Source organism: Saccharothrix tamanrassetensis (assembly GCF_014203665.1).
Classification (GTDB): Bacteria; Actinomycetota; Actinomycetes; order Mycobacteriales; family Pseudonocardiaceae; genus Actinosynnema; species Actinosynnema tamanrassetense.
Genome location: NZ_JACHJN010000001.1, coordinates 192,217 through 219,186, shown reverse-complemented (window position 1 = coordinate 219,186; position 26,970 = coordinate 192,217). Strand labels below are relative to the sequence as shown.

15 protein-coding genes are annotated in these 26,970 nt (G+C 73.4%); 10 read left to right on the top strand and 5 right to left on the bottom strand.

All coding sequences use genetic code 11. From position 1 onward, the window contains the following. Window positions 1–96 precede the first annotated feature (96 nt). On the top strand, window positions 97–1,215 hold the full coding sequence (locus FHS29_RS00965; protein WP_184687318.1) for a tetratricopeptide repeat protein: 1,119 nt from the start codon (window positions 97–99) through the stop codon (window positions 1,213–1,215). A 4-nt stretch (window positions 1,216–1,219) separates the two neighbouring features. Here the strand turns inward: FHS29_RS00965 and FHS29_RS00960 are convergent, their stop codons facing one another. After that, entirely contained in the window at window positions 1,220–2,431 is a 1,212-nt protein-coding gene (locus FHS29_RS00960; RefSeq protein ID WP_184687316.1) for a Fic family protein, read from the bottom strand. A 556-nt stretch (window positions 2,432–2,987) separates the two neighbouring features. Here FHS29_RS00960 and FHS29_RS00955 point away from each other — a divergent pair. The 8 genes from FHS29_RS00955 (at window position 2,988) to FHS29_RS00920 (ending at window position 20,000) form a co-directional block, all read left to right on the top strand. After that, window positions 2,988–4,997 carry a tetratricopeptide repeat-containing protein gene (locus FHS29_RS00955; RefSeq protein WP_184687315.1) on the top strand — a complete coding sequence of 670 codons (2,010 nt, stop codon included), beginning with the start codon at window positions 2,988–2,990 and terminating at the stop codon, window positions 4,995–4,997. A gap of 154 nt (window positions 4,998–5,151) precedes the next feature. Continuing rightward, on the top strand, window positions 5,152–6,000 hold the full coding sequence (locus FHS29_RS00950) for a DUF4132 domain-containing protein (RefSeq protein WP_184687313.1): 849 nt from the start codon (window positions 5,152–5,154) through the stop codon (window positions 5,998–6,000). Next, window positions 5,997–10,802: a hypothetical protein gene (locus FHS29_RS00945; RefSeq protein ID WP_184687312.1), complete on the top strand. Its 4,806-nt coding sequence runs from the start codon at window positions 5,997–5,999 to the stop codon at window positions 10,800–10,802. Before FHS29_RS00950 ends, FHS29_RS00945 begins: the two co-directional genes overlap by 4 nt. Then, window positions 10,799–11,938, top strand: a complete 1,140-nt coding sequence (locus FHS29_RS00940; protein WP_184687310.1) for an ATP-binding protein — start codon at window positions 10,799–10,801, stop codon at window positions 11,936–11,938. Before FHS29_RS00945 ends, FHS29_RS00940 begins: the two co-directional genes overlap by 4 nt. Next, window positions 11,931–15,458 (top strand): DUF5682 family protein, encoded by a 3,528-nt coding sequence (locus FHS29_RS00935; protein WP_184687309.1) that lies wholly within the window; start codon window positions 11,931–11,933, stop codon window positions 15,456–15,458. Before FHS29_RS00940 ends, FHS29_RS00935 begins: the two co-directional genes overlap by 8 nt. Beyond that, window positions 15,455–17,371, top strand: a complete 1,917-nt coding sequence (locus FHS29_RS00930) for a hypothetical protein (protein ID WP_184687307.1) — start codon at window positions 15,455–15,457, stop codon at window positions 17,369–17,371. Before FHS29_RS00935 ends, FHS29_RS00930 begins: the two co-directional genes overlap by 4 nt. 243 nt (window positions 17,372–17,614) lie before the next feature. After that, window positions 17,615–18,982, top strand: coding sequence for a putative glycoside hydrolase (locus FHS29_RS00925; protein WP_184687306.1), 1,368 nt, complete (start codon window positions 17,615–17,617; stop codon window positions 18,980–18,982). 43 nt (window positions 18,983–19,025) lie between these two features. Further along, the gene (locus tag FHS29_RS00920; RefSeq protein ID WP_184687304.1) at window positions 19,026–20,000 is read left to right on the top strand and encodes a VOC family protein; all 975 of its coding nucleotides are present in this window, start codon (window positions 19,026–19,028) and stop codon (window positions 19,998–20,000) included. 33 nt (window positions 20,001–20,033) lie between these two features. Here the strand turns inward: FHS29_RS00920 and FHS29_RS00915 are convergent, their stop codons facing one another. From FHS29_RS00915 to FHS29_RS00900, 4 genes are all read right to left on the bottom strand, one after another. Continuing rightward, on the bottom strand, window positions 20,034–21,029 hold the full coding sequence (locus tag FHS29_RS00915; RefSeq protein ID WP_184687302.1) for an AraC-like ligand-binding domain-containing protein: 996 nt from the start codon (window positions 21,027–21,029) through the stop codon (window positions 20,034–20,036). A gap of 208 nt (window positions 21,030–21,237) precedes the next feature. Continuing rightward, window positions 21,238–23,415, bottom strand: a complete 2,178-nt coding sequence (locus tag FHS29_RS00910; RefSeq protein WP_184687300.1) for a hypothetical protein — start codon at window positions 23,413–23,415, stop codon at window positions 21,238–21,240. Next, on the bottom strand, window positions 23,412–23,828 hold the full coding sequence (locus tag FHS29_RS00905; protein WP_184687298.1) for a GtrA family protein: 417 nt from the start codon (window positions 23,826–23,828) through the stop codon (window positions 23,412–23,414). The genes FHS29_RS00910 and FHS29_RS00905 overlap by 4 nt, the downstream gene beginning before the upstream one ends. Beyond that, window positions 23,825–24,850, bottom strand: coding sequence for a glycosyltransferase family 2 protein (locus FHS29_RS00900; protein ID WP_184687296.1), 1,026 nt, complete (start codon window positions 24,848–24,850; stop codon window positions 23,825–23,827). Before FHS29_RS00900 ends, FHS29_RS00905 begins: the two co-directional genes overlap by 4 nt. A 194-nt stretch (window positions 24,851–25,044) precedes the next feature. On the opposite strand from FHS29_RS00900, the gene FHS29_RS00895 reads away from it, so the two are divergent. After that, complete coding sequence (locus FHS29_RS00895) at window positions 25,045–26,877, top strand: PIG-L family deacetylase (protein ID WP_312864679.1); 1,833 nt, start codon at window positions 25,045–25,047, stop codon at window positions 26,875–26,877. Window positions 26,878–26,970 lie beyond the last annotated feature (93 nt).

Genomic DNA, 26,970 nt, shown 5'->3' with positions numbered 1-26,970 from the left:
GATCGGCTCACCACGGGCCGCCGGAAGACTGCATGATCAGGGCGGGCGGGATCCGATGACGGGAGGGACACGGGGGCGGCTGAGGAGTTGTTGCGGGTGAGCCAAACGTCGGGCAGTCCCTCGATCCGCATCGATCTGCTGCACAGCTTCCGCGTGCTGGAGGCCGACGAACTCCCCACCCGGGTCCTCGCGGTCGGCGCGGACGTGGACCTCTGGTCGGTGGACGAGGTGCTGGCCGACCTGGTCGGCGTTCCGCTGGACGACGGCCCCGCCCGGCTGGTCCCCGCCGGCGACGGCCGGTTCGCGCTGCGCCCCGCACCGGACACCGCACCCTTCCGGAACGCCGTCGTGGCCCGGCGCATCGGTGAGGACCTCCTGGTCGCCCTGGACACCTGCGCGGCACTGGCCGGTGTCGAGCGGGCGGAGTTCGACTACGAGGTGGCGGGCGTGGTGCTGCCGGCCGTCGAGTTCGCCGACCGGAGCCAGGCGTCCGCCTGGCTGGCCCGCCACCGCCCGCTGCTCACCGCCGCCGTGCGGGCGAACACCAGGGCGGGCTGCTACGCACTGGCCGTGGCGCTGGCCGCGCGGGTGTGGTCGCTGCCGCCCGGCGACGCCGGACCGGCGTGGGGCAGCGAGCTGTCGTGGTGGAGCACCGAGGCGGCGATCGAGGCCCGGAGGCCCGAGGCGCTGGCCGGTCTGCTGGCGGCGAGCGCGCGGTGGTTCGCCGACGCGGGCGACTTCGTCACCGCCGAGCAGCACGGCATCCGGGAGTCCAGGACCCGCCGCCGCATCGGCGCGCCGGACGGCATCGCGGCGGCGCTCTGGCGGCGGGCCGGGATCTACCACCGCTCCGGCCACCTGCACTTCGCGCTGGACTGCTACCGCGAGCTGTCGGCGGACTACCTGGAACGGGGCGACCGCCACGGCCGGGCGCGGGCGCTGGCGGCGACCGGGGTGACCCTGCTGGCCTCCGGCCGGCCCAACGCGGCGGCGGAGCGGCTGGACCAGGCGATGCGGCTCTACGACGACCTGCCCGACTCCTCGCCGGTCGAACGCGCCGACGTGCTGGAGGACCTGGGACGGGCGTTGTGGCGGCTCGGCGAGCACGGCGTCGCGCTGCGCCGGCTGGATGAGGCGCTGAGCCTGCTGGTCGACGTGGACGACGCGGCGGCGGACCGGGTGCGCCGATTACGCGCCGGCCTGCCGGAACGGTGACGGGTCAGAACGCGTCGTCGTCGCGGGCGGACTCGGCCACGGGCCGTTCGGTGGTGAGCAACCGGATCACCGGCCGGCAGACGAAGACCTTGTTGTAGACGCGGTCCTCCAGGCTGGTGAGGATGCCGAGGTCGACCAGCTGCCGGGTGACGTGGGTGGCCGTCTTGACGGTGATCCCGTACCGGTCGACCAGCGTCCGGTGGGTCAGCATCGGGGACGTCACCAGGTCGCCGGCGACCCGGTGCAGGCTCGGCGGGCGCGGCGCGAGCGCCAGGTGCGACCGGCGCAGCGCGTCCAGCTCGCCGATCAGCCCGACCTGCGCCAGTGCGGTCCGCCGCAGGCCCGTGGCGAAGAAGTCGATCCACTCGTGGAGCGGACCGCCGTGCACCACGGCCCGGATGCGCTCGTGGTACTCGCGGTAGTGGGTGTCCAGCCAGCACGACATCGGCAGGATCTGGTCGCGGAGCAGGCCGGTGCGCACCATCTCCAGCGAGCTGAACAGCCTGGCCACGTGGCCGTTCGCCTCCGGGTAGGGCTGGATCAGCTCCAGGTGCAGGTGGGCGAGCGCGATCCGGGCGACCCGGGACAGCGGGCCGTCCGCGCGGATCCCGGCCGACCACTCGGCGAGCGCCGCGCGCAGCGGCTCGCCGGGTGGGACGGTCAGCAGGTACGCGTCCCGCACGGTCCGCCCGCCGAACCAGCCCTGGTGCTGCCGCAGACCCGTGTCCAGGTCGCGCGGGTCGGACCTGGTGAGGATGGCGCTGATCTCGCCCAGCAGGGCGGGTCCGATCGGCGCCCCGGCGGCCAGCCGCGCGGAGCCGTGGGCGGAGGCCAGGATGAACCTGCCGATCGGGTGTTCGTCGAGCAGTTCGGCCATCGCCGTGCCGTCGCCCGCCGCACGCACCGACAACAGCTGGAACATCAGCGCCTCCACCAGGTCCGCGTTCTCGCCGGCCATCGCGCCGGAGCTGCGGGCGTCGCGGATCTGGCCGCTGAGCACCAGCATCGACCGGTCGGCCACCCGTTCCGCGCTCTCGTTCAGGCTGCCGAGCGCGTGCTCGGTCTCGGCCAGGTTCCGGTGCGTGCGGGTGGGCAGGTGGGGGTCGACCGGCATCGGGTCGGGCAGATAAGCGCGCAGTCCGCGCAGCGGCTCGGGCAGGGTCGCCGGGTTCGCCGGTTCCGCCCAGGCGCCGTGCGCCGGCGGTGCGTTCGTCATGGCGCGCAGACTGACCTATGTGGAGTCTCCACATCAAATTCCAGAATAAACCGGTCAAGATCATTCTGTCCGGCCGGCGAACGTGCATCCGGGTGTGCGGCTGCACATGCGTTTCCCGGTGAGGGGGATTTCCCCAGGTGTCGGCCGTGTCGGTGGTGCGGCGAGGCGGCGGGAACCACGGATATGCACCCCTCGATCACGTCGGTGCGTCCGTCTGCCGACCGCCGGAAGTGCCGCCCGCTTGATCTGCGAGCGATGTCAGTTCACTCATTCGAGTGGTCTCGCCGGGTGATTGTCGTCTGCCGACGGCACCGCTCCGCCCGTTGTTCACGGCGGTGAGGTGCGTAGACCACCGAATCGGTCCCGGTGTCGACCGGGTGGTTCCGCAATGTTGCGGAAGTTACCTTATTTCCCTTTCCCGCGGGGTATCGGCCGAGCGCCGGTGCTGCCTTAGGATGCCCTTTGATCAGGGTCCATTCCTCGTTTGTCCCCCATTGCTTCGGCGCCCGCAGGAGAACATCGGGTGGTAGTGGAAGATTCGGGTGGCGGTCCTTCGGTGGCGAACTCCTTGGCCGGCGGGAACGCGCACGCCCTGCTCCAGGTGGGCAACGTCTACGGCGGCCTGTCGATCGGCACCGCGCCGAACGGCGAGCCGCAGCCGGGCCTGGTGTCGATCAAGCCGCCGATCGGCAGGCTGACCTCCGGGCTGTACGGCCGCGACGCCGTCCTGGCCGACCTCACCGCGTCCGCGACCAGGGCGGACGGCGCGCTCATCGTGCTGCACGGCGCGGGCGGCTACGGCAAGACCGCGATCGCGCTCGGCGTGACCCGGCGGCTGTGGCGGCGTGACCCGGACTTCCGCGTCTGGTGGGTGGACGCGTCCACCGGACCGGGGCTGGTGGCGGGGCTGCGGGAGGTCGCCCTGGACGCCGGCGCCGACCTGGAGGAGGTGTTGCGGGCCTGGTCGGGCGGTCGGTCCGCGCCGGACCTGCTCAACCGGACGCTGGAGGCCGCGCCCGGACCGTGGCTGCTGATCATCGACAACGCCGACGACGTGCGGCTGCTGGAGGCGCAGGGCCCGTTCGGCGACGGCACCGGCTGGATCCGCGCACTGCGCCGCTCGTGCGGCACGATCGTGGTCACCACCAGGGACAAGTCCCGCGAGGCGTGGGGCCCGACCGCGGTCCGGCACGAGATCCGGCCGCTGCACCCGGCCGCCTCGGCGGAGCTGCTCAACGCCGGCTCGCCCGCCGCGGGCTCGTCCGCCCAGGCCCGCGACCTGGCCGCCCGGCTCGGCCACATGCCGCTCGCGCTGCACCTGGCGGGCCGCTACCTGACCGCCGCGCAGGAGGTCCCCGAGGTACCGGGCCTGGACCGGCCGCGCAACTACGTCGAGTACGAACGCGTGTTCCGGGACCGGTTCCCGGAGATCGACCGGCTGCACCGGCTCGGCGCGGAGGCCGACGAGCGGCGGCTGCTCAACCGGACCTGGGAGCTGTCCCTGGACCTGCTCGAGGACCGCGGCCTGCACTGGGCGCGACGGCTGCTGCGCTGGCTGTCCTGCCTCGCGTCCGCCGCCATCCCGTGCTTCCTGCTGGACGCCCGCGTGCTCGCCGAGACACCTCTGTTCCGGGGCATCACCGCGCGGGACGTGGAGGCGACCGTCGCCGGTCTGGTCAACCTCAGCCTGGTCGAACGCGCCGAGTTCGTGGACCCGCGCTCGGAGACCGCGACCCTGGAGTGCGTGTGGCTGCACCCGGTGATCCGGGAGGCCAACCGGCACCAGGACGACGTGCGCGACGACCTGCCCGGCTACCTGGCGCTGTGCCTGTCCGTGCTGGACGGCTTCACCTCTGGGCTGACCTTCACCACGGCGGCGGAGCTGGCCTGCTGGGCGGTACTCAGCCCGCACTGCGAGCACACCGTGGCGTGGGTGGCCGAGGAGGCGGGCGCGCTGCGCCGTCCGCTGGCGTGGGAGCTGATGGCCAGCAAGCTCACCTGCCAGCTGGCCCGCTTCGCCCGGCTCACCGGCGCGTACTCCCGGTCGGCGGGCCAGTTCGAGGCCGCCGCCGAGGTGCGCCGCCACCACCTCGGCCGCTGGCACCCCGAGGTGGTCGCGATCCGCCGGGAGCTCGCCTGGCTGAAGTGGGAGCAGCACCCGACGCTGGTGGTGCTGGACGAGTTCGCCGCGCTCGCCGACGGCTGCCGGGAACGACTGGGGGAGAAGGACCCGCTGACCATCGCCTGCCTGCACGACGTGGCGCAGCTCAAGACGCAGGTCGGTCTCGGCGGCCGGGACGGCGACAGCTACCGCGAGGTGATCCGACTGCGCGGGCAGCTGCTCGGCCGCCCGGACGCGGAGTCGGTCAGCGCGCAGCTCGCCCTGGTCACCACGCTGTGGGAGAACGGCTCGGACACGTGCGAGGAGGAGTTCGGCCGGCTGCTCGCGATGGTGGACGAGTGCGCGGCCGAACCAGCGGCGTGGGCCGGCGGGATGCCGCTGGAGGTCCTGCGCGAGCACGTCGTGCTGCTGCGCGACCGCTACCGCGGCACCCGGCCCGACTAGGTCCCGCGCCGGGCGCGGGGCAGCGGACAGTCGCGTTCGGACTCCGGACCGTTGATCACGGCAGGGTTGCGAAACCGCTGGTCCACGGTTTTTGTCGGTGCTCGTAGTTAACCTCCCGCCAATCGAGTTTCCAGAACGACTTCCGGGAGGAACCGTGGGCTGGCTGGACGCCGCTTCCGGCTACCAGGTGCGGCTTGGCGAACGTGGGCGCGTCCAGGCCCGCAACAACAAGGGCAAGGAGCTGTCCTCCGTGCCCGCGTCCATCAAGGACGATCCGCAAGTCGTGCAGCTGCGCCAGTTGTCGGAGTGGCTGGCACGGCACGAGGCGGAGTGTCTGTCCGCCGTGGACGGCTGGATGGTGCGCTCGCTGCCGGTGCCGACGTCGTTGGTCGTCGAGGTCTGGGCGGACGAGGCGTGGGCGGGTGCGTTGCGCGACCTGGTGGTCGTGGCGGACGGCGAGGTCGGCTTCCTGCGGGACGCGGACGCCGAGCGCGGCCTGGGTGTGGTCACTGTGGACGGTGACACCGTCCGGCTGCGCCCCGAGGTCGTGTCGATCCCGCACCCGGTGCTCCTGGAGGAGTTGGCGGAGCTGCGCGAGTTCGGCGCGGAGCTGGGCGTCGAGCAGAAGGTGCAGCAGCTGTTCCGGCAGACGTTCGACCGCCGGCCGCACCCGGCCGGGAAGTCCTCGGTGGACGAGTTCTCCGGCGGCCGGTTCGAGCAGCTCAACCACGCGCTCGGGCGGTGCCGCACGCTGGGCTACCCGGTGCGCGGCGGCGACGCGGTGTACTCCGCGTTCGAGGCCGGCCGGGTGGTGGAGGCGCGGTTCTGGCTCGGCTCGGACTACCCCGAGGGCGAGACCTGGACCGGCGAGCTGCGGTGGACCGCGGAGGACGGAACCGCGCTGCCCCTGTCCGACGTCGGACCGGTCGCGTGGTCCGAGGGGATGCGCATGGCCTCGGCGATCCACGCCGGGCGCGTCGTAGAGGAAGCGGTGGCCCGGTGAGCGAGTCCGAGAAAGCCCTGATCTCCGCCGGCGCGGTGCTGCCCGGCACGGCCGCCGCCGGCGAGGACCGCGACACGATCACCGCCCGGCACTACGCGCACCCCGGTCTGGAAGGCCGGGTCGTGGTGCGGCTGGTGCCCGCCGTGCTGGGCCGGGCCGAGGACCTGACCTGCGAGTACCTCGGGTTCGGCGGGCCCGCGCGGACCGCCGAGGTGGGCACCGGGCGGCGCAGCGCCCTCGGCTTCCCGGCCTGGGCGCTGATCAACGACCCGGCCAACGCCCACCACGCGCTCAACCTGGTCAAGGACGTCGAACGGCTCGCCCGCACGGCCAAGTCGCGGGCGGGCGCGGCCAAGGACGGCTTCACCGCCCTGGGCGACATGCTGGGCCGGTCCGCGCCGCACTTCCTGCCCACGTTCTACGAGCAGGCGGGCCGGATCTTCCTCCAGCACGGCAACACCACCTACGCCGCGAGCATGTTCGGCAAGGCGCGCGAGGCGGAGGAGGTGCACGACCTCGCGGTCGACTCGGAGCGGACCCGCGAGGTGTTCCTGGAGTTCGCGTTCGCCGGTGCGCTGACCGCGAAGGCGCTGTCCGCGCACTCGAAGGGCCTGGCTCGCAAGCACGAGCCGGAGGCCGCCTACGAGCTGTTCGTGACGCTGTGCGTGGAGCGCACGCGCGGTGGCCTGCCCCCGTACACCGGGATGCCGGAGGACCTGCGGCGGCTGGCGAAGGCCGCCAAGCGGAACGTCAAGGCCGAGGACGAGCGGCTGCTGCGGGCGGTCCTGGACAGCTCCGCGATCAGCCGTGCCGGTGTCGCGTTCTGGAAGTCCTACCGGGACGCACTGGTGGCGCTGGCCACCCGGGACGACGAGGTGCGCGCGCGCCTGCTGGCGTTCCTGCCCGCATCGGCGTCGGTCCTGGACACCTGGTTCGAGATCCTCGACGCGTGCGGAGCGAGCCGTGCGCTGGTCGAGCCGGGTGGTGCCGTCGACGCCGCCGAGTGGCTGTCGTCGGTGGTCTCGGTCCGCAGCGGCGGCTGGCGGACGGTGCAGCGGTCGCGGGCGCTGCTGGAACTGGCCGAGGCGATGGCGCCGCGGCTGGCCGCCGACGCCGTACCGGTGCGCGCGCTGATCGGCTGGCGGCAGGGCGAGCTGGACCTGCTCGACGTGCTGGTCTCCCACGGCGTGCCACTGGTGCCCCACTACCGGGACGGCTTCATGCTCAACGTGGCCGACTGGCTGGCCGACGAGGGCGAGGGCCGGCGCGACCTGACCGCGCTCGCCGAGTCGGAGCTGCTCGGCCGCCCGCTGGCCAAGGGTTTGATCGACTACGCCAACAACCTCGCCCGCCGGAGGGACATCACGGTCGACACGCTGACCGGGTTCATGTCCGTGCCGGGGCTGCGGATCGCGTTGCGGCAGTGGATCAGCCGCCGCGCCGCCCGCGACCTCGCCGGGCTGCCCGAGCTGTCGGACCAGCTGGCCGCGCTTGCCGTGGTGCGGCTGCCCGAGGCGTTCGCGGACGTCCCGGAGGCGGCCGAGGCGATCGCCGCGACCGACGTCGGCGCCGCCCTGCACGCCACGCTGCGCGCCGGCCTGCTGGACGAGCTGGGTTGGCCCGCGCTGGACGAGGCGGTCGCCGAGCTGGCGGAGGGCAAGGCCTCCGACGAGAAGGTGGTGGTGTGCGGCGAGGGCTGGCCCGCCCTGGTGCTGCGGCGCGGCGAGACGTTCGTGGTGGTCGGCCCGGACGGCGTGCTCGCCCGGCACGTCTCCCGGATCCCGATGGACGCCCGCGGGCAGTGGGGCTTCGAACCGACCGCGTGGTGGTTCGACGGCAGGCTGCTGGTGCGGTGGCCGGGCCCGGACCACGAGCTGGCGTACTGGAGCGACGCGCCGGACCGCGTGTTCGCCCCGCAGAGCGGCATCCAGTCCTACCACCGGCGCGACGGCGTGCGGCCGTCGATCGCCCTGACCGACGGAGCGCGGTTCGGGGGCCGGCGCGCGGTGCACCCCGGCGACACCCAGGTGCCCGAGGGGCACGCGGCGTTCGGCGACGGCACCTCCCTGTGGACCAGCCTGTACCTGGACCAGGGCTGGCGCTGGGTCGAGGTCGACCCCGCGACCGGCGAGACGGGTCGGACCAGCCTGCCCCGGTTCCTGGAGGACTTCGCCGCGGACGGTGCGGCGCTCAGCCTCGACGGCAGCGACCTGCGGCCCGCCGTCCCGGCGACCGCGGCGAGCCCGTTCGGCGTCGCGGACGGCCTGCACGGCTGGCGGCTGCGCCGCGAGGCGGACGGCTCCTGGCTCGGCGAGGGCGTGGACGGCCGCCGGGTGCGGCTGCCCAGGAGCAACCGCTGCCCGGTGGGCGTGCTGGCCCTGCCCGGTGGCGCGCGGCTGACGGTGAGCCGGAACAGCAACTCCGTGTCGGTGCTGGACGAGAACGGCACCACGCTGGGCATGGTCTCGGTGGGCAGCACGCACCCGGAGCACGCCGCCGGCACGCCGTTGGTCGTGCCCGTGGAGTGGTGGCACGTGCTGCGGCCCCGCGACGAGGCCGGTTCCGCCGCGCTGCGCGCGGTCACCCGCAAGTCCGTGGACGCGATGATCGCGGCCGCCCTCGCGGAGAACGGGGAGAAGCGCAGCCGGCTCAAGCGGCTGTCCGCGCTGCTCCGCGGCGAACGCGACGACCTGGCCGCCACGGTGGCCGTCGCACTGCCCGGCCTCACCGACCCGGCGCTGCTCGCGGGCGTGCTCGCGGTGGTCCGCCACGCCGCCGAGCTGGCCCGGCACTACGCCGGCTACGCCGAGATCGCCGCCGGAGCGCGGAAGGTCGACAAGTCGGCGTTCGCCCCGGCCGGCCCGGTGGTGAGCGAGGAGGACGTCGAGTCGGCCCTCGGCTGGTTCCGCGGTCAGAGCTCCGGCCGCGCCGGGGCCGGGGTCCGGACGGCGCTGCCGGAACTGCTCTCGGCCCTGGCCGAGACCGCCGCGCAGCCGAAGCCGGAGGGCCGTGCGCTGCCCGAGTCCGGAAGCTCCGACTGGTTCAAGGCCCTGCCCCACCTCGGCGCGTTGGCGTACCGCGCGGCGTCCCCGCTCGTCCCGGAGAACGGGCGGGGGACCTTGGCGGTGGTGCTGCGCTGCCTGGGCGAGAGCGGCCTGGCGGAGGGCACCGGCCACTGGCGGGTGGTCGGCTTCGCCGTGCCCGAAGGTGACGCGAAGCCGTTGAACCGGGTGATCCCGGTGCGCGACGGGTTCATCGCCGTGTTCAAGGAGCAGTGGCGGCACAGGGTGACCAACCGCTATGAAGGCGTGCAGTTCACCCGCACCCCCGGCACGTTCGACCTGCCGCGCGGCTGGCACGTCGAGTTCGCGCAGGACGTGCGGGCGCCGTTCGGCCGCGACCGGGTCGACCGGTTCCTGACCGTGCTCGCCGAACGCGGCCCGGTGCCGTGGTCCGCCGAGGCGGTCACCGCCCTGTCGGAACGCACCGGCCTGGGCACCGCCGAGGCGGCCGTGCTGCTGGCCGGCATGCCCGGCGTGGACCGGTGGGACGCGAACTACCTGAGCACCGCCGATCGCCACCTGCTCGGCCTGTCCGCCGCCGGCGCGAAGGCCGCCAAGCAACGCCTCCGGCCGCTGGACGACGCGTTCCGCCGCCGGCTGCTGGCCGCCGCCGTGCCCGAGGACCCGGCCGACCTGTGGACCACCGGCCCGGACGTGGACGCCGTCGCCGCCGTCTGGGTGGCCGAACAGGGCCGCCGGCGCCCGGTGCCGGACGAGGTGCTGGTCGACGCGGCGAAGCTGCTGCCGCTGTCCGACGCGGGCGAGTACGTGACCGGTGTGGTCGACCCCGACCACACCGCGTGGCTGACCACCGACGCCGAGATGCGGTTCGACGGCACCTCGCTGGCGGTTCGCCACCCCGACGGTTTCACCGAGCCCGCGCTGCGGGCCGTGCCGCAGGTGCTGCGGTGGCTGGCCTACCGCCTCCCGGCGGGTTCGGAGCTGCGCCCGAGCCTGCCGGCGGCGCTGTCGCTGGCCAGGCAGCGCGTGGCCGACCCGGGCTTCGTGCTCCAGCCGAGCGGCTGGCTGGGCCGCGACGACCTGCGCGGGCTGCTCGGCGTGGACCTGCCGGCGGAGGGCGCGGTCGTGGACGTGGGCACCTGGCTGCACGTGATCGGCACGCGCGCGGACTTCTTCCGGGTGGCCGTCCGTCCGGGCCTCATCGGCCCGCAGGACCGCGACCTGCTGACCGCCCTGTTGGAGCTCACCCACTCCTGGCACCTCCAGCGGGCGCTGGACGAGTTGGCCGACGAAGGCCTGACCGCCGCCTGCGCGGTGGCCGCGACCGGCGACCCGGCGGCCTACCACCAGGTCCCGGACCAGGCGCTGGTGGCGGAGGCGGCCGGCAGGCTCGGCCTGGACGAGGACGCGGCGCTGCTGTACCTGCAACTGCTCGCGCTGCCGGACCCGACGGACGCGAACGTCGCCCGCTGGACCGGCTGGAAACCCGCCCGGCTGCGCAAGGCCCGTGCCGCGCTGGCCGAGACCGACCTGGTGCTCACCGCCAAGCGCGCCCGCGCCGGCCGTTCGCTGTTCCTGCCCGGTGGCTGGCTGGCGCTGGCGAGCCCGCACCTGCCCCTGGAGTCGTGGAAGGCACCCATGTTCGGGTTCACCACCCAGCCGGTCGGGGTGATCGCGCCCCGCGAACCGGTCGCCGACCTCTTCGCCCGTGCCTGGCAACGGGTGCAGGACGGCGACGCCCCCGCCTACGAGGAACTCAAGACCGGAGGACGCAGGTGACCGCCGCACGCCAGGTCGACCCGGCCGAGGACGCCCACGCCGAGGAGTTGGCGTTCCTGGCCGCCTACGACGAGGGCCGCCGCCCGCCGGGGTGGCGGCTCACCCCGGGCGCCGCCGTCACGTTCGTCACCGGCAGCGGCGACGCGCTGGCCCTGCCGAAGCCGGTCGACGGCCTGCCGAACCGCATGGTGATCAGCCCCAAGTTCGTCGGGGAACGGGCGCTGGTGGAACGCGCGGTCGTCACGCTGGCCGGTGAACGGGGTCTGCTGCTCGTGGGCGAGCCCGGCACCGCCAAGTCCATGCTGTCCGAACTGCTGGCCGCCGCCGTCTGCGGCACCAGCCAACTGGTGGTGCAGGGCACCGCCGGCACCACGGAGGACCAGCTCCGCTACGGCTGGAACTACGCCCTGCTCCTGGCGGAAGGCCCCAGCCCGCGAGCCCTGGTGCCGTCCCCGGTGCTCACCGCCATGCGCACCGGCGGCGTGGTCCGGGTGGAAGAGGTCACCCGGTGCCTGCCGGAGGTGCAGGACGCCCTGGTGTCCATCCTCTCCGACCGCCGGATCGCCGTGCCGGAGCTGTCCGGCACCGACGGCGCGACCGTCCACGCGGCACCCGGCTTCACCGTGATCGCGACGGCCAACCTGCGCGACCGGGGCGTGTCGGAGATGTCGGCCGCCCTCAAGCGCCGCTTCAACTTCGAAGCGGTGGGCTCCATCGGCGACCTGGCCGCGGAGACCGCGCTGGTCCGCCGGCAGGCCACCGCCGCGCTGGAACGCGTCGACGCGTCCTTCGCGGTGGACGACGTGGTGCTGGAGGTCCTGGTCACCGCGTTCCGGGACCTGCGCAACGGGGTGTCGCAGGAAGGCTGGGCGGTGGAACGGCCGTCCACCGTGATGAGCACCGCCGAAGCGGTGTCGGTCGCCACCGCGCTGGGCCTGTCCGACGCCTACTTCCCCGGCGACCGCGACCCGCTGTCCCTGCTGCCCGGCCACCTGCTCGGCGTGGTCCGCAAGGACGACCCGAGCGACGCGGCGAGGCTGCTCGGCTACTGGGACGGTGCGGTCCGCCGCCGCGCCGAGACCGGCGCCCGCACCTGGCGGAGGCTGTGGGAACTCCGGGACGTCCTCGATGCCTGAACCGGACACCGCGGACGACCTCCGGCCGCTCGGGCACCCGGTCGACGCGGACCTCGTGGTGGCCGACCGGTTGGCCGGCCACCGCGAGCCGTTCCTGATTGGCGTGCGCCACCACTCGCCCGCGCTCGCCGCCGTGGTGCCCGACCTGTTGGCGGCGGCCGACCCCGAGGTGCTGCTGGTCGAGCTGCCCGAGGAGCTCGGCGGCTGGCTGCCGCACCTGGCCGCGCCGGACCTCACCGCACCGGTGGCGCTCTCCGGCGCACGCCGCGACGGGGGAGGGCCTGCCTTCTACCCGTTCGCGGACTTCTCGCCCGAACTGGCGGCCATCCGCTGGGCGTACCGCAACGGCGTGGAGGTCCGGCCCTGCGACCTCCCGCTCGCCGCCCGCGGCGGGGGCTACGAACCGTCCCGCGACAGCTCCTCACCGCTGGCCGACGCCCTGCGCGAAGCGATCACCGGCCGCGACGGGGAGGACCTGTGGGACCGCCTGGTGGAGGCGACGGCCCCCGGCCAGACCGCCGAAGCGGTGCGGCGCGCGGCGCTGCTGGTCGGGTGGGCCCTGCGCCGCGACGCCGAGACCGGTTCCGGGGTAGACCCGTTCGACCTGCGCCGCGAGGAGTGGATGCGGCACGCGGTCGCCGACGTCGGCGACCGCCGCTGCGCGGCGGTGATCGGCTCCTTCCACGCCTCGGCGCTGCTCGAAGGCCCGACCGCGCCGGTCGACCGCCCGGCCGGCTCCGACGTGGTGACGTCCCTGGTGCCCTACGGGTTCGCCTTGCTGGACGAGCGTTCCGGCTACCCGGCGGGCATCCGCGACCCGGAGTGGCAGCAGGCCGTGCTGGAGGCGGCGGGCGACCCGTCCGCCGTGGAGGCCGCCGCCGCGTCGGTGATCGTGCGGATCTGCGCACGGGTGAGGGAACTGGGCCACCCGGCCGGTCCCGGCGAGGCGCGGGAGGCACTGCGCCTGGCCGTCGACCTGGCCCGGCTGCGCGGCCTGCCCGCACCCGGCCGGGGCGAGGTCGTCGAAGCCGTCCAGACCGTGCTGACCCACGCCGAACCGCTGGGGCGCGGTCGGATCGTGGCCCGCGCTGCCGGCGACGTCCTGGTGGGGCGGCGCACCGGCGTGCTCGCCCCCGGCACCCCGCGTTCCGGCCTGGCCCCGGCGGTGGAGTCACTGCTGGCCGAACTGCGGCTACCCGGCCCCGGCTCCCGCGAGCCGGCCGCCCTGCGCCTGGACCCGCTGCGGTCCGAGCTGGACGCGCGTCGTGAGCTGACGCTGCGCCGGCTGGCCGTGCTGGGCGTGTCCTACGGCGAGGAGACCGCGACGACCGGCGTGGGCGGCGGCGACGCGCTGACCACCCGCTGGACCGTGACCTGGACCCCGGCCACCGCCGCCACCCTGCCGGTGGCCGGCCTCTGGGGCGCGACCCTGCCGCTGGCCGCCCACGGGCGCCTCCGGGCACGGCGGGCCGAACGCGAGCGCGAGGGCGGGCACACGCCGGCCGACGTGCTGGCGGACCTCGCCGACGCGGCCGCGTGCGGCCTGCCAGAACTGGTCGGCGACCTGCTGGCCGACGCGGGGACCGTGCTGCCGTCCGCCGGCACCCTGCGTGACCTGCTGTCCGGCCTGGACCTGCTGGACCGGCTGCGCGCGGGCCACGTCCCGGGTACGGGCCCGGACGTGCTGGACGGACACCCGCTGCTGGCGCGGGAACTCGAGACCGCGGCGGTGGCGCAGCTGTCCGGCCTGGCCGGTTCCGAGGACCCGGCGGACGCCCAGGCGTTGGTGGAACTGGGGCAGCGGCACGACGCCCACGGCACGGGCGTGCGGCTGGCCGCCACCCTGCGCGAACTGGCCGACAACGGCGCGCCCCTGATCGCCGGTGCGGCCGGTGCGGCACGCGTGCTGCTCGGTCTGGCACCGCCGGGCGAACTCGGCGAGCGGGTCGCGTCCTGGATCGACACCGCGACCACCCCGGACCGGCGAACCGTGCTGCGGCGAGGCCTGACCGGCGTGCTGGCGGCGGCGACCCCGCTGCTGGAGACGACCGAGGCACTGGCCCCGCTGCTGGACCGCGTGGAACGCCTCACCGACCGCGACTTCCTGGACCGCCTGCCCGCGCTCCGCGGCGCGTTCACCTCGGTGGGCCCCGCCGCGCGGGCGCGCGTGCTCGCCGTGATCGAGCAACGCACGGGTGACCGGGTGGACGTGGTGGGCGCACCGGACCCGGAACTCCTCGCGGTGTGGCTGGCCGCCGAACACACCGCCCTGGACGCGCTGCGCACCCACGGCCTGACACGACCACTGTTGTCCACAGTGGATAGTGCACAAAGGGGCGACACCCGAAAGGACTCACCGCCACGGACGGAAGACCACGTCCAACCGTCGCCCGACGCCACAGTGGACGACGCCGGCGCGCTCGCCGCTCCGGTGAGGTGGCGGCTGGTGCTCGGCGCCCGTGGGGAACGCCCGGCGGGTGGCGCCCGGTACGCCGCCGCGCTGGACGAGCTGTACGGCCGTGACCGGGGCGAGGGCGCGGCAGCCGGTGACACGGGCGGTCTGGGCGCGGACCTGTCCTCGCCGTTCCCCGACGTCCGGGAGTGGTCCGACGAGCTGCGGGCACTGTTCGGCGAGCACGTCCGGGAAGAGGTGCTGGCCGCTGCCGCCGAGGGCGGGCGACTGGAGGCCGCGCTGGAGATCGATCCCGGCACGGTGCGGCCGTCCGTCGAACTGCTGCGCAACGTGCTGTCGCTCGCCGGCGGCCTGTCGGAGCAGGCCCTGGCGAAGCTGAGGCCGCTGGTGCACCGGCTGGTCCGCGAGCTGACCGCGCAACTGGCCAGCCGGATCCGCCCCGCGCTGACCGGCATCCAGCTCCCCGTTCCCACCCGCAGGCCGGGCGGCCGGCTGGACCTGCCCCGCACGCTGCGGGCGAACCTCGCCACCGCTCGCCGTGCCGCGGACGGTCGGGTGGTGGTCGTCCCGGAACGCCCGGTGTTCCGGACCCGGGGCCGCCGGGCGACGGACTGGCGGCTGGTGCTGGTGGTCGACGTGTCGGGCTCGATGGAGGCCTCCACCGTCTGGTCCGCGCTGACCGCCTCGGTGTTCGCCGGCGTCCCGTCGCTGTCGACGCACTTCCTGGCGTTCTCCACGGAGGTCGTGGACCTCACCGAACGGGTGGCCGACCCGCTGTCTTTGCTGTTGGAGGTGCGGGTCGGCGGCGGCACGCACATCGCGGGGGCGCTGCGCCACGCCCGCACCCTGGTGACCGTGCCGGAACGGACGATGGTCGTGCTGGTCAGCGACTTCGAGGAAGGCGGCCCGGTGGCGTCGCTGGTGGGACAGGTGCGCGAACTGGTGACAGCGGGCGTGACCGTGCTGGGCTGCGCGAGCCTGGACGACCGGGGGACCGCGCGCTACTCGACCTCCGTGGCGTCCGCCCTGGTGGCCGCCGGGATGCCGGTGGCCGCGCTGAGCCCGCCGGAACTGGCCCGCTGGGTGGGGGAGAAGGTGCGCGGATGACGCGGACGACCCTGCCCCCGGTGGCGCCCGCCGTGGTGGCCGACGTGCTCGACGCCCTGCCGCCGAGACTGCGCAAGCGCATCGACGCATCCCTGGATCGCGCCGAAACCTGGGAGGTGACGATCGACGGCGGCACGGCACGCGCCGAGCTGGACGCCGACACGGCGCTCACCTGGACGCTGCACGGCGGCGTGCTCACCGCCGCCGACGACCTGACGTGCAGTTGCCTGCTGGCACCGCGCTGCCTGCACCGAGGCATCGCCGCAGCAGCCGCACCCATCGCCGACCCCGCAGGACCCGACCTCACAGCACCGGATCCCGCAGCACCGGACTCCTCAGCACCGGGCTCCGCAGCACCCGACTCGACGACAGACGGTCTCGCGGCAGGCGAACCGACAGCGGACACCCCCGCAGCCGCCAACTCGACCAGCGGCGACTCCGCGGGTACCGCCGGAACAGCCGGCAGACCAGCCGCAGGCGTGACCCTCCCGACCACCGACCCGCTGTCCGACCCTCCCACCGGGGTCCGCGCCAACGAGCGCGCCGCCGCGACGTCCCTCTGGGAAGCGGGCACGACGGTCCTCCGCGCCGGAGCCACCGGCAGCGGCGCGGTGGCGCGGGCGGAACTCCTGCGTGCCGTGCACACCGCACGGGTCGCCGGCCTGCACCGGGCGGCAGCCGGCGGCCTGCGCATCGCCAGTGCGCTGACCGCCGCGCGCACCGGCGACTCGTCGTTCGACCGCGAGACCCTCACCGCCGAACTGGTGGACCTCCTCCTGCTGTGCCACGACCTGCGCACCGCCACCGAAGCCACCACCGAACTGCGCGGCACCGCCCGACGCGAGTACCGCCCGATCGGTGCCCTGCGCCTCTACGGCCTGTGCACGGAACCGGTGCTCACCACCTCCGGCTACGGCGGCGTGGTCACCCACCTGGTGGACGACTCCGGTGTCCTGTGGACCGTCCCGGCGATCATGCCCGGCGGACCGGAACGGATCACCGCCGCCGCCGACGGCCCGGTCGCGATCGGCGAGTCCGGCCTGACCCACCGCCGACTGGGCAGGGGAGGCCTGCTGCTGTCCGGCGGCACGGCCTCGCCCGACCACCGCCTCGGCGCGGGGAAGTCCGTGCGCGCGGTGGCGGCGTCCGGGACCGGCTGGGACGCCTCGCCGTTGACGGACCTGTGGGCGCGACCACTCGGCGACCAACTGGCCCGCGCGTTCGAGGCCGGCACCCGCCCCGACACCCACCGTCCAGCGGGTGCTGATCTGCTGTTCCTGGCCGGAACCGTGCAGGGCCCGGCGGGCAACGCGCTGCGCCTCGCCGCCGACACCGGCCACCTGGACCTGATCGGCGAGGGCGAACGCGCCCGGGAGAACCTCCGGGTGCTCGCCCGAGCGGGTGGGCTGGAGCTCCGCGTGGTGGCCCGCCTGGTTCCCGACCGTCCGGGCACGGCCCTCGCCCTGGCGGTGTCCGGTGACCTCGCCCTGCCCGCCGACCTGCACCACCACGTGGACCTGGGCCTGGACCGGTTGCAGCGGTCGCACGTCGAAGGCCGGTCCACCGCCGACCTGCCGCCACGGCCCGCCCCCACCGACCGCGTCCCGCCACCGTTGCGCCCACTGGAGAACGTCCTGCACCGGGTGACCCTCGGCGGTCGGGCGGTGGTGGCCGCCTCTTCGGCGTCGCGAGAGGTGCACTCCCTGTCCGGCAACGGGCTCACCGCCACCGCCGACCTGTTGGCGGACCTGGCCGCGGCCTGCCGCGACCGGGAGCGCGACGCGTTCGGCCGTGTGGTGCGCGACGCGGGCGATGCGTTCCCCGTCGCGTGGTTGCGAGCGGGCCTGCACGTCCGCGAGTTCACCCACGCCGTCGCCCGCCGCGCTTGGCTGGACGCCGTGAGTCCAATGTAGATCCACAGCCGTCCACCGATCACCAGGACAGACTGTTCCGTCACGTGGTGTTTCGGTCCGTGCGCGCGGGGTATCCGCTCCACAGAGGACGGGTGGCCGCGCAGGTCGGTTGCGATGACTGCCACCGAGGAGCGAGAACCGACCTGCGTCATCGGTGTGTTCGTCGGTGGTCTCCCGGTCGAGCGGCTCGGGTCGCGGGATCCGCGTGGCGGGTTCGTGCGACGCGCTATCGGCGAGGTGAACATGACCAGTTTTCCAACCGGATCCGGAGGCGGGGGCAGCCGTAAACGGCTGCGCGGGCTCGGGGTGCTGGGGGTGGTGGCGGCGCTGCTGGTCGCGCCCACGGCGGCGGTCGGTGCGGTACCGCACGAGGCGGACCACAGCGACGCGCTACAAGCGGTACAAGATGCGGTGCAAGCGGGTCAGGACGCGGTGCAAGCGGCGCAGGACGTCGTTGCGAGTGTGCAGAGCGGATACGTCGGGGTCGGGGACGCGGAGTCGTTCTGGCTGCACCTGAACAGCACGCCGGCCCTGGACGTGATGTTGGCCGCCGAGGCCAAGCGGCACAAGTACATCGTGCTCAACGCCTGGGAAGGCGACCTGCTGAAGAAGCTGAAGGCGAGCAACCCGAAGGTCCAGGTGTTCGTCTACAAGGATCTCTCCTCCACCCGCAGCTACGCCTGCCGGAACGGGGTGGACGACAAGTACCTGCCCGCCGGTGTCGGGTACTGCGTCGCCGACAAGAACCACCCCGAGTGGTTCCTGCGCAAGTCGGACGGCAAGCGGTTCGAGTACGACGGGTACCGCGGGCACTGGCAGATGGACATCGGCAACACCGCCTACCAGGACGCCTGGGCCACCAACGTGATCGCGGACGCCAAGGAGACCGGGTTCGACGGCGTGTTCATGGACAACGCGCTGTTCCCGTGCGACGCCTACCACCCGAAGGTGTGCCCGGAGAAGTACCCGACGAACGAGGCGTTCCAGGCCGCCTACACGTCGATGCTGGCCAACATGAAGGGCCGGTTCGCCGAGGCCGGGCTGACGACGGTCGCGAACCTGTCCAACGCCCGGCTCTACGACGGTGCCTGGGACGCCTACACCGAGCACCTCGACGGTGGTTTCGACGAGTGGTGGCTGGTGTTCGGCAACAACAACCTGCTGGCCGAGTACGACCGGGGGTGGAGCCGCCAGGTCGCGCAGCTCGCCTCGAACGAGGAGCGCGGCAAGATCACCTGGGTCCAGCCGCACTTCGGACAGGGCCAGGACGGTCCGCTGCGGTACGCGATGGCCAGCTACTACCTGGCCGTCGGCAACAAGGCCGCGATCGCCGAGATGGAGCAGACCGACGGCTACGGCGACCCGACCGCCCGCCACCCCATGTACGACTGGGACATCGGCACGGCCGCGGAGCCCTACCGGCCGGTGGCCCCCAACGTGTTCCGCCGCGACTTCACCTGCGGCACCGTGATCGTCAACGCGAACCCGAGCAAGTCCGCCGCCGTCAAGGTGGAGTTGGACGAGGCCCACCTCGACGAACGGGGCTGGAGGGTGTCCACGGTGAGCCTGCCCGGCACCTCGGGCACGATCCTCCGCAAGTCCTGCAAGTAGCAATTATCAGTGGTGACGACGGAATCCGTCTACCTTGGTCCATATGGGTTCCGACATCACCGGTTTGCACCACGTCGGGCACGTCGTGCGTGACATGACCGAAGCGCTCGCGCTGTACCGGAGGCTCGGATTCGTCGTGCCACCGCCCGGCTACCCGACGATGGCGCCGCATGGGGGTGCGGAGCCGGTGCCGTTGGGCGCGGCCAACACGCACGCCGACTTCCCTCGCAACTTCCTCGAACTGGCGACCCATGTGCGCGAGGACTCCAGGATCCCGGAGGACGCGAAGCTCGTGCCGCTGGTCGCACCGCCGGACGTGCTGCCGGTGCTGCTGGGGCGGATCGGCGCGACCAGCGCCAACCTCGCGGTGTGCCTGGACCGGTTCGAAGGCGTGCACATCCTGATGTTCTCCTCCTCGGACGTCGATGCCACGGCGGCGCGCCTGATCGGGGGAGAGGTGCGGCACGGCGGCGTGAACACCGTGCAGCGCCCGGTGAAGACCGACGACGGGGTCCGCATGGAGGCCGTGCGGTACCTGGAGATCGACGGCGCGCGACCGGGCCTGGAAGCCGAGGGACGGATCGGTGTGGTCGCGGACCTGGACCCGGAGATCCAGGGGACACGGCTCCTGGAGCACCCCAACGGCGCGGTGTCGCTGCTGGAGGCCGTGCTGTGCGTCGCGGCCGACGAGTTGGCCGCGGTGGAAGCCCGCTACGCCGCCTACCTCGACCGCACCGCCGAGCAGGACGGCGTGACACGGGTGTTCGACCTCGGGGCGGCGCGGTTGGTCCTGGTCACGGAGGGCGACCTCGGGTCGTTGCTGCCGGGGGAGCGGCCCGTAGCGCTGCCCGCCCTGGTGGCGTTCACCGTCGGTGTGCGGGACGAGGCGCCGGTCGAGCGCCTGCTCCACGAGGGCGGGTTCCCGACCCGGCGTGCTGCCTCGGGTGACCTCTTCGTGCCGTCCGAGGCGGCTTTGGGCGTGGCGATCGCGTTCCGCAGCGTCCCGCAGCCCTCGTGAGACCGACCTCCCGCCTGCCCGACGGGTGGCGGCTCAGTCGACCGCGCGTCTCGTCGCGATCTCCGAGGTCCTCAGCGCGTGCCGCCGGTAGTCCGACGGGCTGATCCCATAAGCCGCCCGGAATGTCCGGCTCACGTGCGGAGCGTCGTAAAGCCCCCAGCGGGCCGCGATGGCGGCCACCGTGCGACCGGCCAGTCGGGGATTCTCCAGGTCCTGCCGAATGCGTTCCAGCCGCCGACTCCGGATCCACGCGGACAGCGGCCGGTCCTGTTCGGCGAACAGCCGGTACAGGTAACGCACCGAAATCCGGTGCGTCCGCGCGATCATCCGGGGTGACAGGTTCGGGTCCGCCAGATTGGCCTCGCAATAGGCGGTGATCCGGTCGGCCAGCCCGGAGCGGCCGTTCTCCACCACCACATCCCGGCCCGTGAACGTCATCGCGATCATGTCGACCAGGGAATCGGCCAGGTGGATCCCACCCAGTGCCACGTCGGTGCCCAACTCGTCCGCCAGACCGGTGAAGAACCCGGCCACGAGCCGCCGCACGCCCCGGCGCGTGGGCACCGGCAGGGCGATGACCTGCCGCAACGTCGCCGCGTTCGGTGCGAGGTACGGCCGGGGGCAGGCGATCGCGATGGTGCGGAACTCGTCCTCGCGGCCGAGCGTCTCGGCGCGGTGTTCGAGCGTGTAGGGCCGGGTGGTGTCGTAGATGGCGATGTCGCCGGGCAGCATCTCACTGCGCCGCCCGTCCTGCGAGACCACCATTCGGCCGGAGACCTGCAACACGATCTTGTAGACGTCGTTGTCCGTCGAGCTGATGTGCCGGAAATGCCGGTTCACCGTGCAGGCGGACGACCTGATGTCCGAGACCAGGAGCCCGCCGGTGAGTTCGGCGCGGATCCGGGCGCGCAATCGCCGGATGTCGTGCGGGACGATTCCCAACGGGGCGAACGCGCTCGACGCGACCGTCTGGAATTGTTCCAGGCGGTCCTGCGGAGTGCTGGCGGCGTTCGTGGCGAAATCGGTCAAACCCGTCACCTGCCTTCGTGCCGACCGGCTCACCGTACCCGGTGGGACTCGATCCGTACTCGGATCGACAAGTGCCGGTGCGCATCCTGGCGCTCGACCGCGTCGTCGTCGCCGTACTTTCGCACGGCCACCGCGCCCGACCTCGCGTGTGGGGAGGACGCGGTGACGACCGGCGGACGAGGGGTACGCCGGTCGTCACCGCGCCGCGTCACACCCCCGTGGACGACAGCTCGGCGGCCTTCGGCCGTTCCTCGGGCACTTCGATCCGGTCGCGCCGGGTCCGCCGCCACGTGAACGCGGCGTACGCGACCACGCACAGCAGGCTCAGCACGGCGAGGGCGCTGCCCAGCGGCAGCCCCGGCGGCGTCCACCGGAGGGTGAGCCGCCCGCTGTCGACGTCCGCCGGCAGGTCCACCACGAGCAGCCCCGCCGGCCCCTGGCGGGTGGTCAGCTCCCGGCCGTCCAGCTCGGCGCGGTAGCCGGGCCAGGCCAGCCGGGCGAACGCCAGCGCACCGGCCTGCCCGCGCGGCTTGGTGAACCGCACCGACTCGTCCCGGTCGTCCGGCGCGACGTCCTCGCTCACCCGCACGCCGGCCGTGGCGTGCGAGAGCCGTCCACCGGGCCACGGCAGCGGCTGCTCGCGGCTCAGCACGGTCTCCTGGGCGGACCGGAACGAGACCCGCCAGCCGGGCGGCGGCTGGACGTCCGGCCGGATGGCGTTCTCCACGACGACGCTCTCCACCCGGATCAGGTCGACCAGCGCCCGGCCGTCCAGGGTGGTCGGCGCGAAGATCCGGTCGAAACTGCCCGCGCACGTGCCGCCGTGGTAGACCATGCACACCGCCGCCGAGAAGTCGCGGAACGACATGCCGGTGTACGAGCCGACCGACGACAGCCCGGCGACCAGGCCCACGTTGCCCGGCAGCGCGGTGCCCACCGGGAACGTCGTGCCCTTGTGCGGCGGCGTCTGCGCCTTCAGCTCGGGGATCGACCTGGAGTAGTGGTGCACCGCGACGTCCCCGTTGAACGGGAACCACGACGTCTGCGCGAACAACCCGGCCGCCACACCGACGACCAGCACGCCGTACATGCCGACCGCCCGGCCGCGCCGGGCCAGCCACAGCACCAGCGACGTGCCCACCGCCGACAGCGCGAGGGCGATCAGGTGATGCCGCCACTGCCACGACCCGGCCGCGAACGCCAGGTAGGCGGGCAGCAGCAGCGCGACGGCGGTGAACGCCAGCCGCTGCCGCACGTGGTCCATCCGGGGTCCACCGGTCAGCAGCACCGCGAACAGCACGCCGAACGCCAGGTAGACGACCTCCAGGTGCCGCAGGGGGAACCGGAACATCCACAGGTTCGACGGCCCCAGGGCCAGCAGCAGGTACAGCGCCGCCACCACGAACGCACCGGTCAGCGGACGCCACCGCGCCCGGATCCGCCCCCAGTGCAGCCATGGCAGCAACGGCACGACGAACCACGCGAAGAACACGCTGGGCGTCAACATGCGGATGCTGTGCCCGAAGCCCTTGATCATCGGCTGGTGGCTGATCACGCTCATGTTCAGCAGCTCGGACAGCCGGGGCATGAGCACGCCGTCGCTGGCGAACCCCTGGCCCGCCCGCACGGTCACCGCCGAACTGCCCAGCAGCGGCAGGTACACCAGTGGTACCAGCAGCGCGACCAGCCCGCCCACCACGAACAGCCGCACCAGCGCGCCGCGGTCCCGCTTCAGCCACGACTCGACCAGCAGCGCCGTCATCACCACGCACACGCCCAGCAGGCCGTACGGGTTGCCGGTGGTCACCGCGAGCGCGCCGAACAGGAACGCCCACAGCGGGCTGCCCGCGCCGCGCGCCGCCCGGCGCGCCGCCCACCAGGTGAACGGCAGCCAGGTGAACGCCATCAGCCCGGCCGCCCACGTCGCGGCGTCGTAGTACAGGGTGAACCCGCTGAACGGCAGCGCGATCGCGATCGCCGCGGCCGGGCCGCGCCCCGCGCCGTACTCCCGGCACAGCAGGTACGCGCCCAGCGCCAGCAGCGCGAGGAACTCGCTCTTGACCACCACCGCGGCCACCGCGAGGTCGTCGAACTGCGAGACCAGCACGTAGTTCGCCAGGTTCACCGGGTTCCAGATGCCGAACAGCGCCTCGGCGGCGATGTTGCCGCCCATCCAGCTGTCCAGGTCCAGCAGCGGCGGCCAGTCGCCGTCCAGCAGCCGATCGCCCAGGTGGTGCCAGGTGGGCAGGAACTGCACCGCGCTGTCGTCCCACACGTAGAACAGCCGGTTGCGCAGGAACGGGATCTGCGCGATCAGCACCACGGCGGCACAAACTCCGAGCGCGACCAGCGGACCCCGGGCCGGTCGGCGGACCAGCGTCGTCACGACGTCCGTTCCTCTTCCTTGACCAGTGGCGCGGCCGGTTCCTGGCGCCCCAGGAGCACCAGCTGCGCGACGATGAACGTGAACGGGATGGCCACCGCCGACGCGAGCAGCGGCGCGATCCCCTGATCCACCCGCAGCCACGTGACCAGCACGTACAACCCCGTGGTGGTGACCACGAAGTTCGTCACGTTGGACAGCGGGAACAGCAGGAACGTCCGCAGCGAGGGCTTCGTGCGGAACGTGAAGTAGCAGTTGAGGAAGTACGAGCCGACCATGGCCAGCAGGAAGGCGGCGACGTGCGCCGCCAGGTACGGGACGATCTGGCGCAGCAGCAGGTACAGGCCGTAGTAGACGCCCGTGTTGAGCACGCCGACGAGTCCGAACCGGACGATCCGCCCGAGCTTCCCGGTCACCGCGTGGTCCGCTCCGTGAACGGCCCGATCACGACCTTGCCCATGGCCTCGGCCGCGTGCTCGGCCACCTCGGGGCCCAGCGGCAGCGTGACCGGTGTGTGCCCGGCGCCCGCCGACTCCTTGACCAGGAAGTGCGGCCGGCGCTTCGTTTCGAAGTAGATGCGGCCGACGTACTCGCCGATCACGCCCAGGAACAGCAGTTGCAGGCCGCCCAGCACGAGGACACCGCACATCAGGGTGACGTAGCCGGGCACGTCCACGCCGTGCCGCACGGCGTGGGCCAGCACCCAGATCGCATAGCCGAACGCCACCGCCGTGACCAGCGCGCCCAGGTAGATCGCCACGCGCAGCGGCTTGGAGTTGAACGACACCACGCCGTCGATGCCGTAGTTGAACAGCTTGCGGAACGTCCAGCTGCTGCGGCCGTTCTGCCGCAGCACGTTGTCGTAGTCGATGACGGCGGTGTCGAAGCCGATCCAGGAGAACAGCCCCTTCGAGAACCGGTTGTACTCGCCCAGCGACAGCAGCGCCTGCACCGCGCGCTTGCTGAGCACCCGGAAGTCGCCGACGCCGTTCTGCAGCTCGACGTCGATCACCTTGTTGATCAGCTTGTAGTAGAGCGTCGAGACGAGCTTGCGCACCGGCGACTCACCGCGCCGGGAGCGCCGGGCGATCACCTGGTCGTAGCCCGCGCCGATGAGGCCGACCATCCGCTCCAGCAGCTCCGGCGGGTGCTGGAGGTCGGCGTCCATGATGGCCACCAGGTCACCGGTGGCGTGGCCGAGCCCGGCCAGCATGGCGGCTTCCTTGCCGAAGTTCCGGCTCAGCGCGAGGTACTTGAACCGCTGGTCGCGTTGGGCGAGCAGGCGCAGCAGCGGGAGCGTGCCGTCCGTGCTGCCGTCGTCCACCAGCAGGACCTCGTAGTCCTCGCCGAGCGCCGGGAGCGTGCGCGTCAGCGCCGCGTAGAGATCTTCCAGCCCGGCTTCCTCGTTGAAGCACGGGACCACCACCGAGATGCGCACAAGTCCCCTCGAAACCCCTCAAGACCCCATCCGTGTCGATCCGACCGTCGACACGGACCCCACCCTGTTACCGACGCCGCACAGCCCTCGTCCGTTGCTCGGCGTCATTCTCGTCACCGGTTCCGCGCTGTCGCCTTTCTGTCGGTAGCCTGTCCGCCGCAGCAGGGGTGGAATGCGATGGGGGCACTCGGGTTATGACACGTACAAGGCCGTTCGCACTGCTCGTGGCAATGGTGCCGGCGGTGCTCGTGGCCTGCGGCGACCCTACCGCACCCCCTGCGGCGATCGACGAGGTCGCACACCTTCAGGTGGTGGCGCACCACGACGACGATCTGCTTTTCATGAACCCCGACGTGCGCGACGCGGTGCGCGCGGGCAATCGGCTGATGACGGTGTTCCTGACCGCCGGCGAAGCCGAGGAGCCGGACGCGAACGGCTACTCCGCGTCACGCCAGGCCGGAGCCCGCGCGGCCTACGCGAACATGGCGGGCGTCCCGGACGAGTGGGAGGGCGCGACGCTGCCCCTGGCCGACGGCCGCACGGCCGAGCGGTACGCGCTGAAGGCGCGGCCACGGGTGTCACTCGTCTTCCTCAACCTGCCGGAGGACGCCGACGCGCGGGCGAACGGCGGGCGGGGCGCGCTGCGCAGGCTGTGGGAGGACCGGCGCGGCTGGTACGCGGTGGACTCCCTGCTGCCGACCGGCGGCCAGGTCACCACCCCTTCCCGGTACACCGGCAACGGCCTGATCCGCGTGCTGGCCAGGCTGATGGCCGAGTTCCGGCCCACCGTGCTGCGCACCCAGGACAGCGACCCGGACCCGGACTACCCGTTCTGGCAGCCCTGGCACGACCACCCCGACCACGTGATGAGCGCGCGTTTCGCCGAAGCCGCCGCCCGCGTCTACCGCCGGTCGCCGGGCCGCCCGAGCCTGACCCAGCTCGGCTACCGCGACTACAACATCGAGTCCGCCCCGGTGAACCTGAGCCCGGAGCAGCAGAACGACAAGATCGGCCACTTCGCCGTCTACCAGCGCCACGACAAGCTGGCCAACGGCCCCACCGCCTACGACCGCTGGCCGCGCCGCATGTACTACCGCTGGGACCGCGGCACCTCGTGGGTGGGTCGTGGGCCGGACGGGGGGCTGCACGCGTTCGCCGTGCAGGGTCGGCAGGTCGTGGGCTGGCGGCAGACCGGGGACCGTTGGGAGGGCACCGGTCCGGACCGCCCCGACGGGCCGTTGGCCGCGGGGCTGGCGGTGGGTGCGGGTCGGGGCGGCCTGACCGTGTGCGGGCGGCGGCTGGACAACCGGGAACTCACCTGCCGCGACGACCGGGGGTGGACCGGTCTGGGCAGCCCCGATCCGGGCGACAACCGGGTCGGCACGCCGGCGGTGGCCCCGTACCGGGACGGGCGGCTGGCCGTGTTCGTCCGGGACGGCCGGGGCGGGGTCAGCCGGGTCGAGCAGGACGGCGACGGTCGGTGGGGTGCCTGGACGAGGCTGGGCGGCGCGGACGTGCAGGACGGGCTGAGCGCCGTGCCGGGTGCCGACGGGGCACCGGAGGTCTTCGGGTGGACGACGAAGGCGGTCGTCCACTGGGCAGGCGACTGGCAGCCCTCGTTCCCGGCCGTGCCACCCGGCGGTCCGCCGGTCGCGGTCGGAGGACCGGCCGGGACGACCGTCGTCGTGCCGGTGGCGGACACCGGCGAGCTCGCCCGCGTAACCCGATCGGGTGGCACGTGGTCGGGCCCGGTGCGGGGGCCCGGTCCGGGTGGGCCCGGGGCGTTGGCGGCGGTGTCCGCGTTCGGGCAGCCGGTCGTGGTCGGTCGTGGCGCGGATGGCGGCGTGACGACGGACACGACGGGGTCGTGGACGGCGGTCGGCGGCCGGCCGCTGGACTACCCGGCGGCGGCCGTGGACGGCGAGGATCGGCTGGTGGCGCTGTACATCGGCCCGGACGGCGGCCTGCACACCGCGACCCGAACCGGACTCGGTGGCTCGTTCACGCCCTGGCAACCGGCCGGCTGAGAACGGTCCGGGTCGTCACTCGATCGAAGTGACCACCGCTCGCCGGGAGGCGGGACGACGCTCACACCCCTACCCTTCCCCTGCCGATCCCCG

What these genes read in the sequence shown, in the direction of transcription:
- FHS29_RS00960 (WP_184687316.1), bottom strand. Translation starts at nt 2,431, where the DNA reads ATGACGAACGCACCGCCGGCGCACGGCGCCTGGGCGGAACCGGCGAAC.
- FHS29_RS00935 (WP_184687309.1), top strand. Translation starts at nt 11,931, where the DNA reads ATGCCTGAACCGGACACCGCGGACGACCTCCGGCCGCTCGGGCACCCG.
- FHS29_RS00895 (WP_312864679.1), top strand. Translation starts at nt 25,045, where the DNA reads ATGACACGTACAAGGCCGTTCGCACTGCTCGTGGCAATGGTGCCGGCG.
- FHS29_RS00920 (WP_184687304.1), top strand. Translation starts at nt 19,026, where the DNA reads ATGGGTTCCGACATCACCGGTTTGCACCACGTCGGGCACGTCGTGCGT.
- FHS29_RS00925 (WP_184687306.1), top strand. Translation starts at nt 17,615, where the DNA reads ATGACCAGTTTTCCAACCGGATCCGGAGGCGGGGGCAGCCGTAAACGG.
- FHS29_RS00930 (WP_184687307.1), top strand. Translation starts at nt 15,455, where the DNA reads ATGACGCGGACGACCCTGCCCCCGGTGGCGCCCGCCGTGGTGGCCGAC.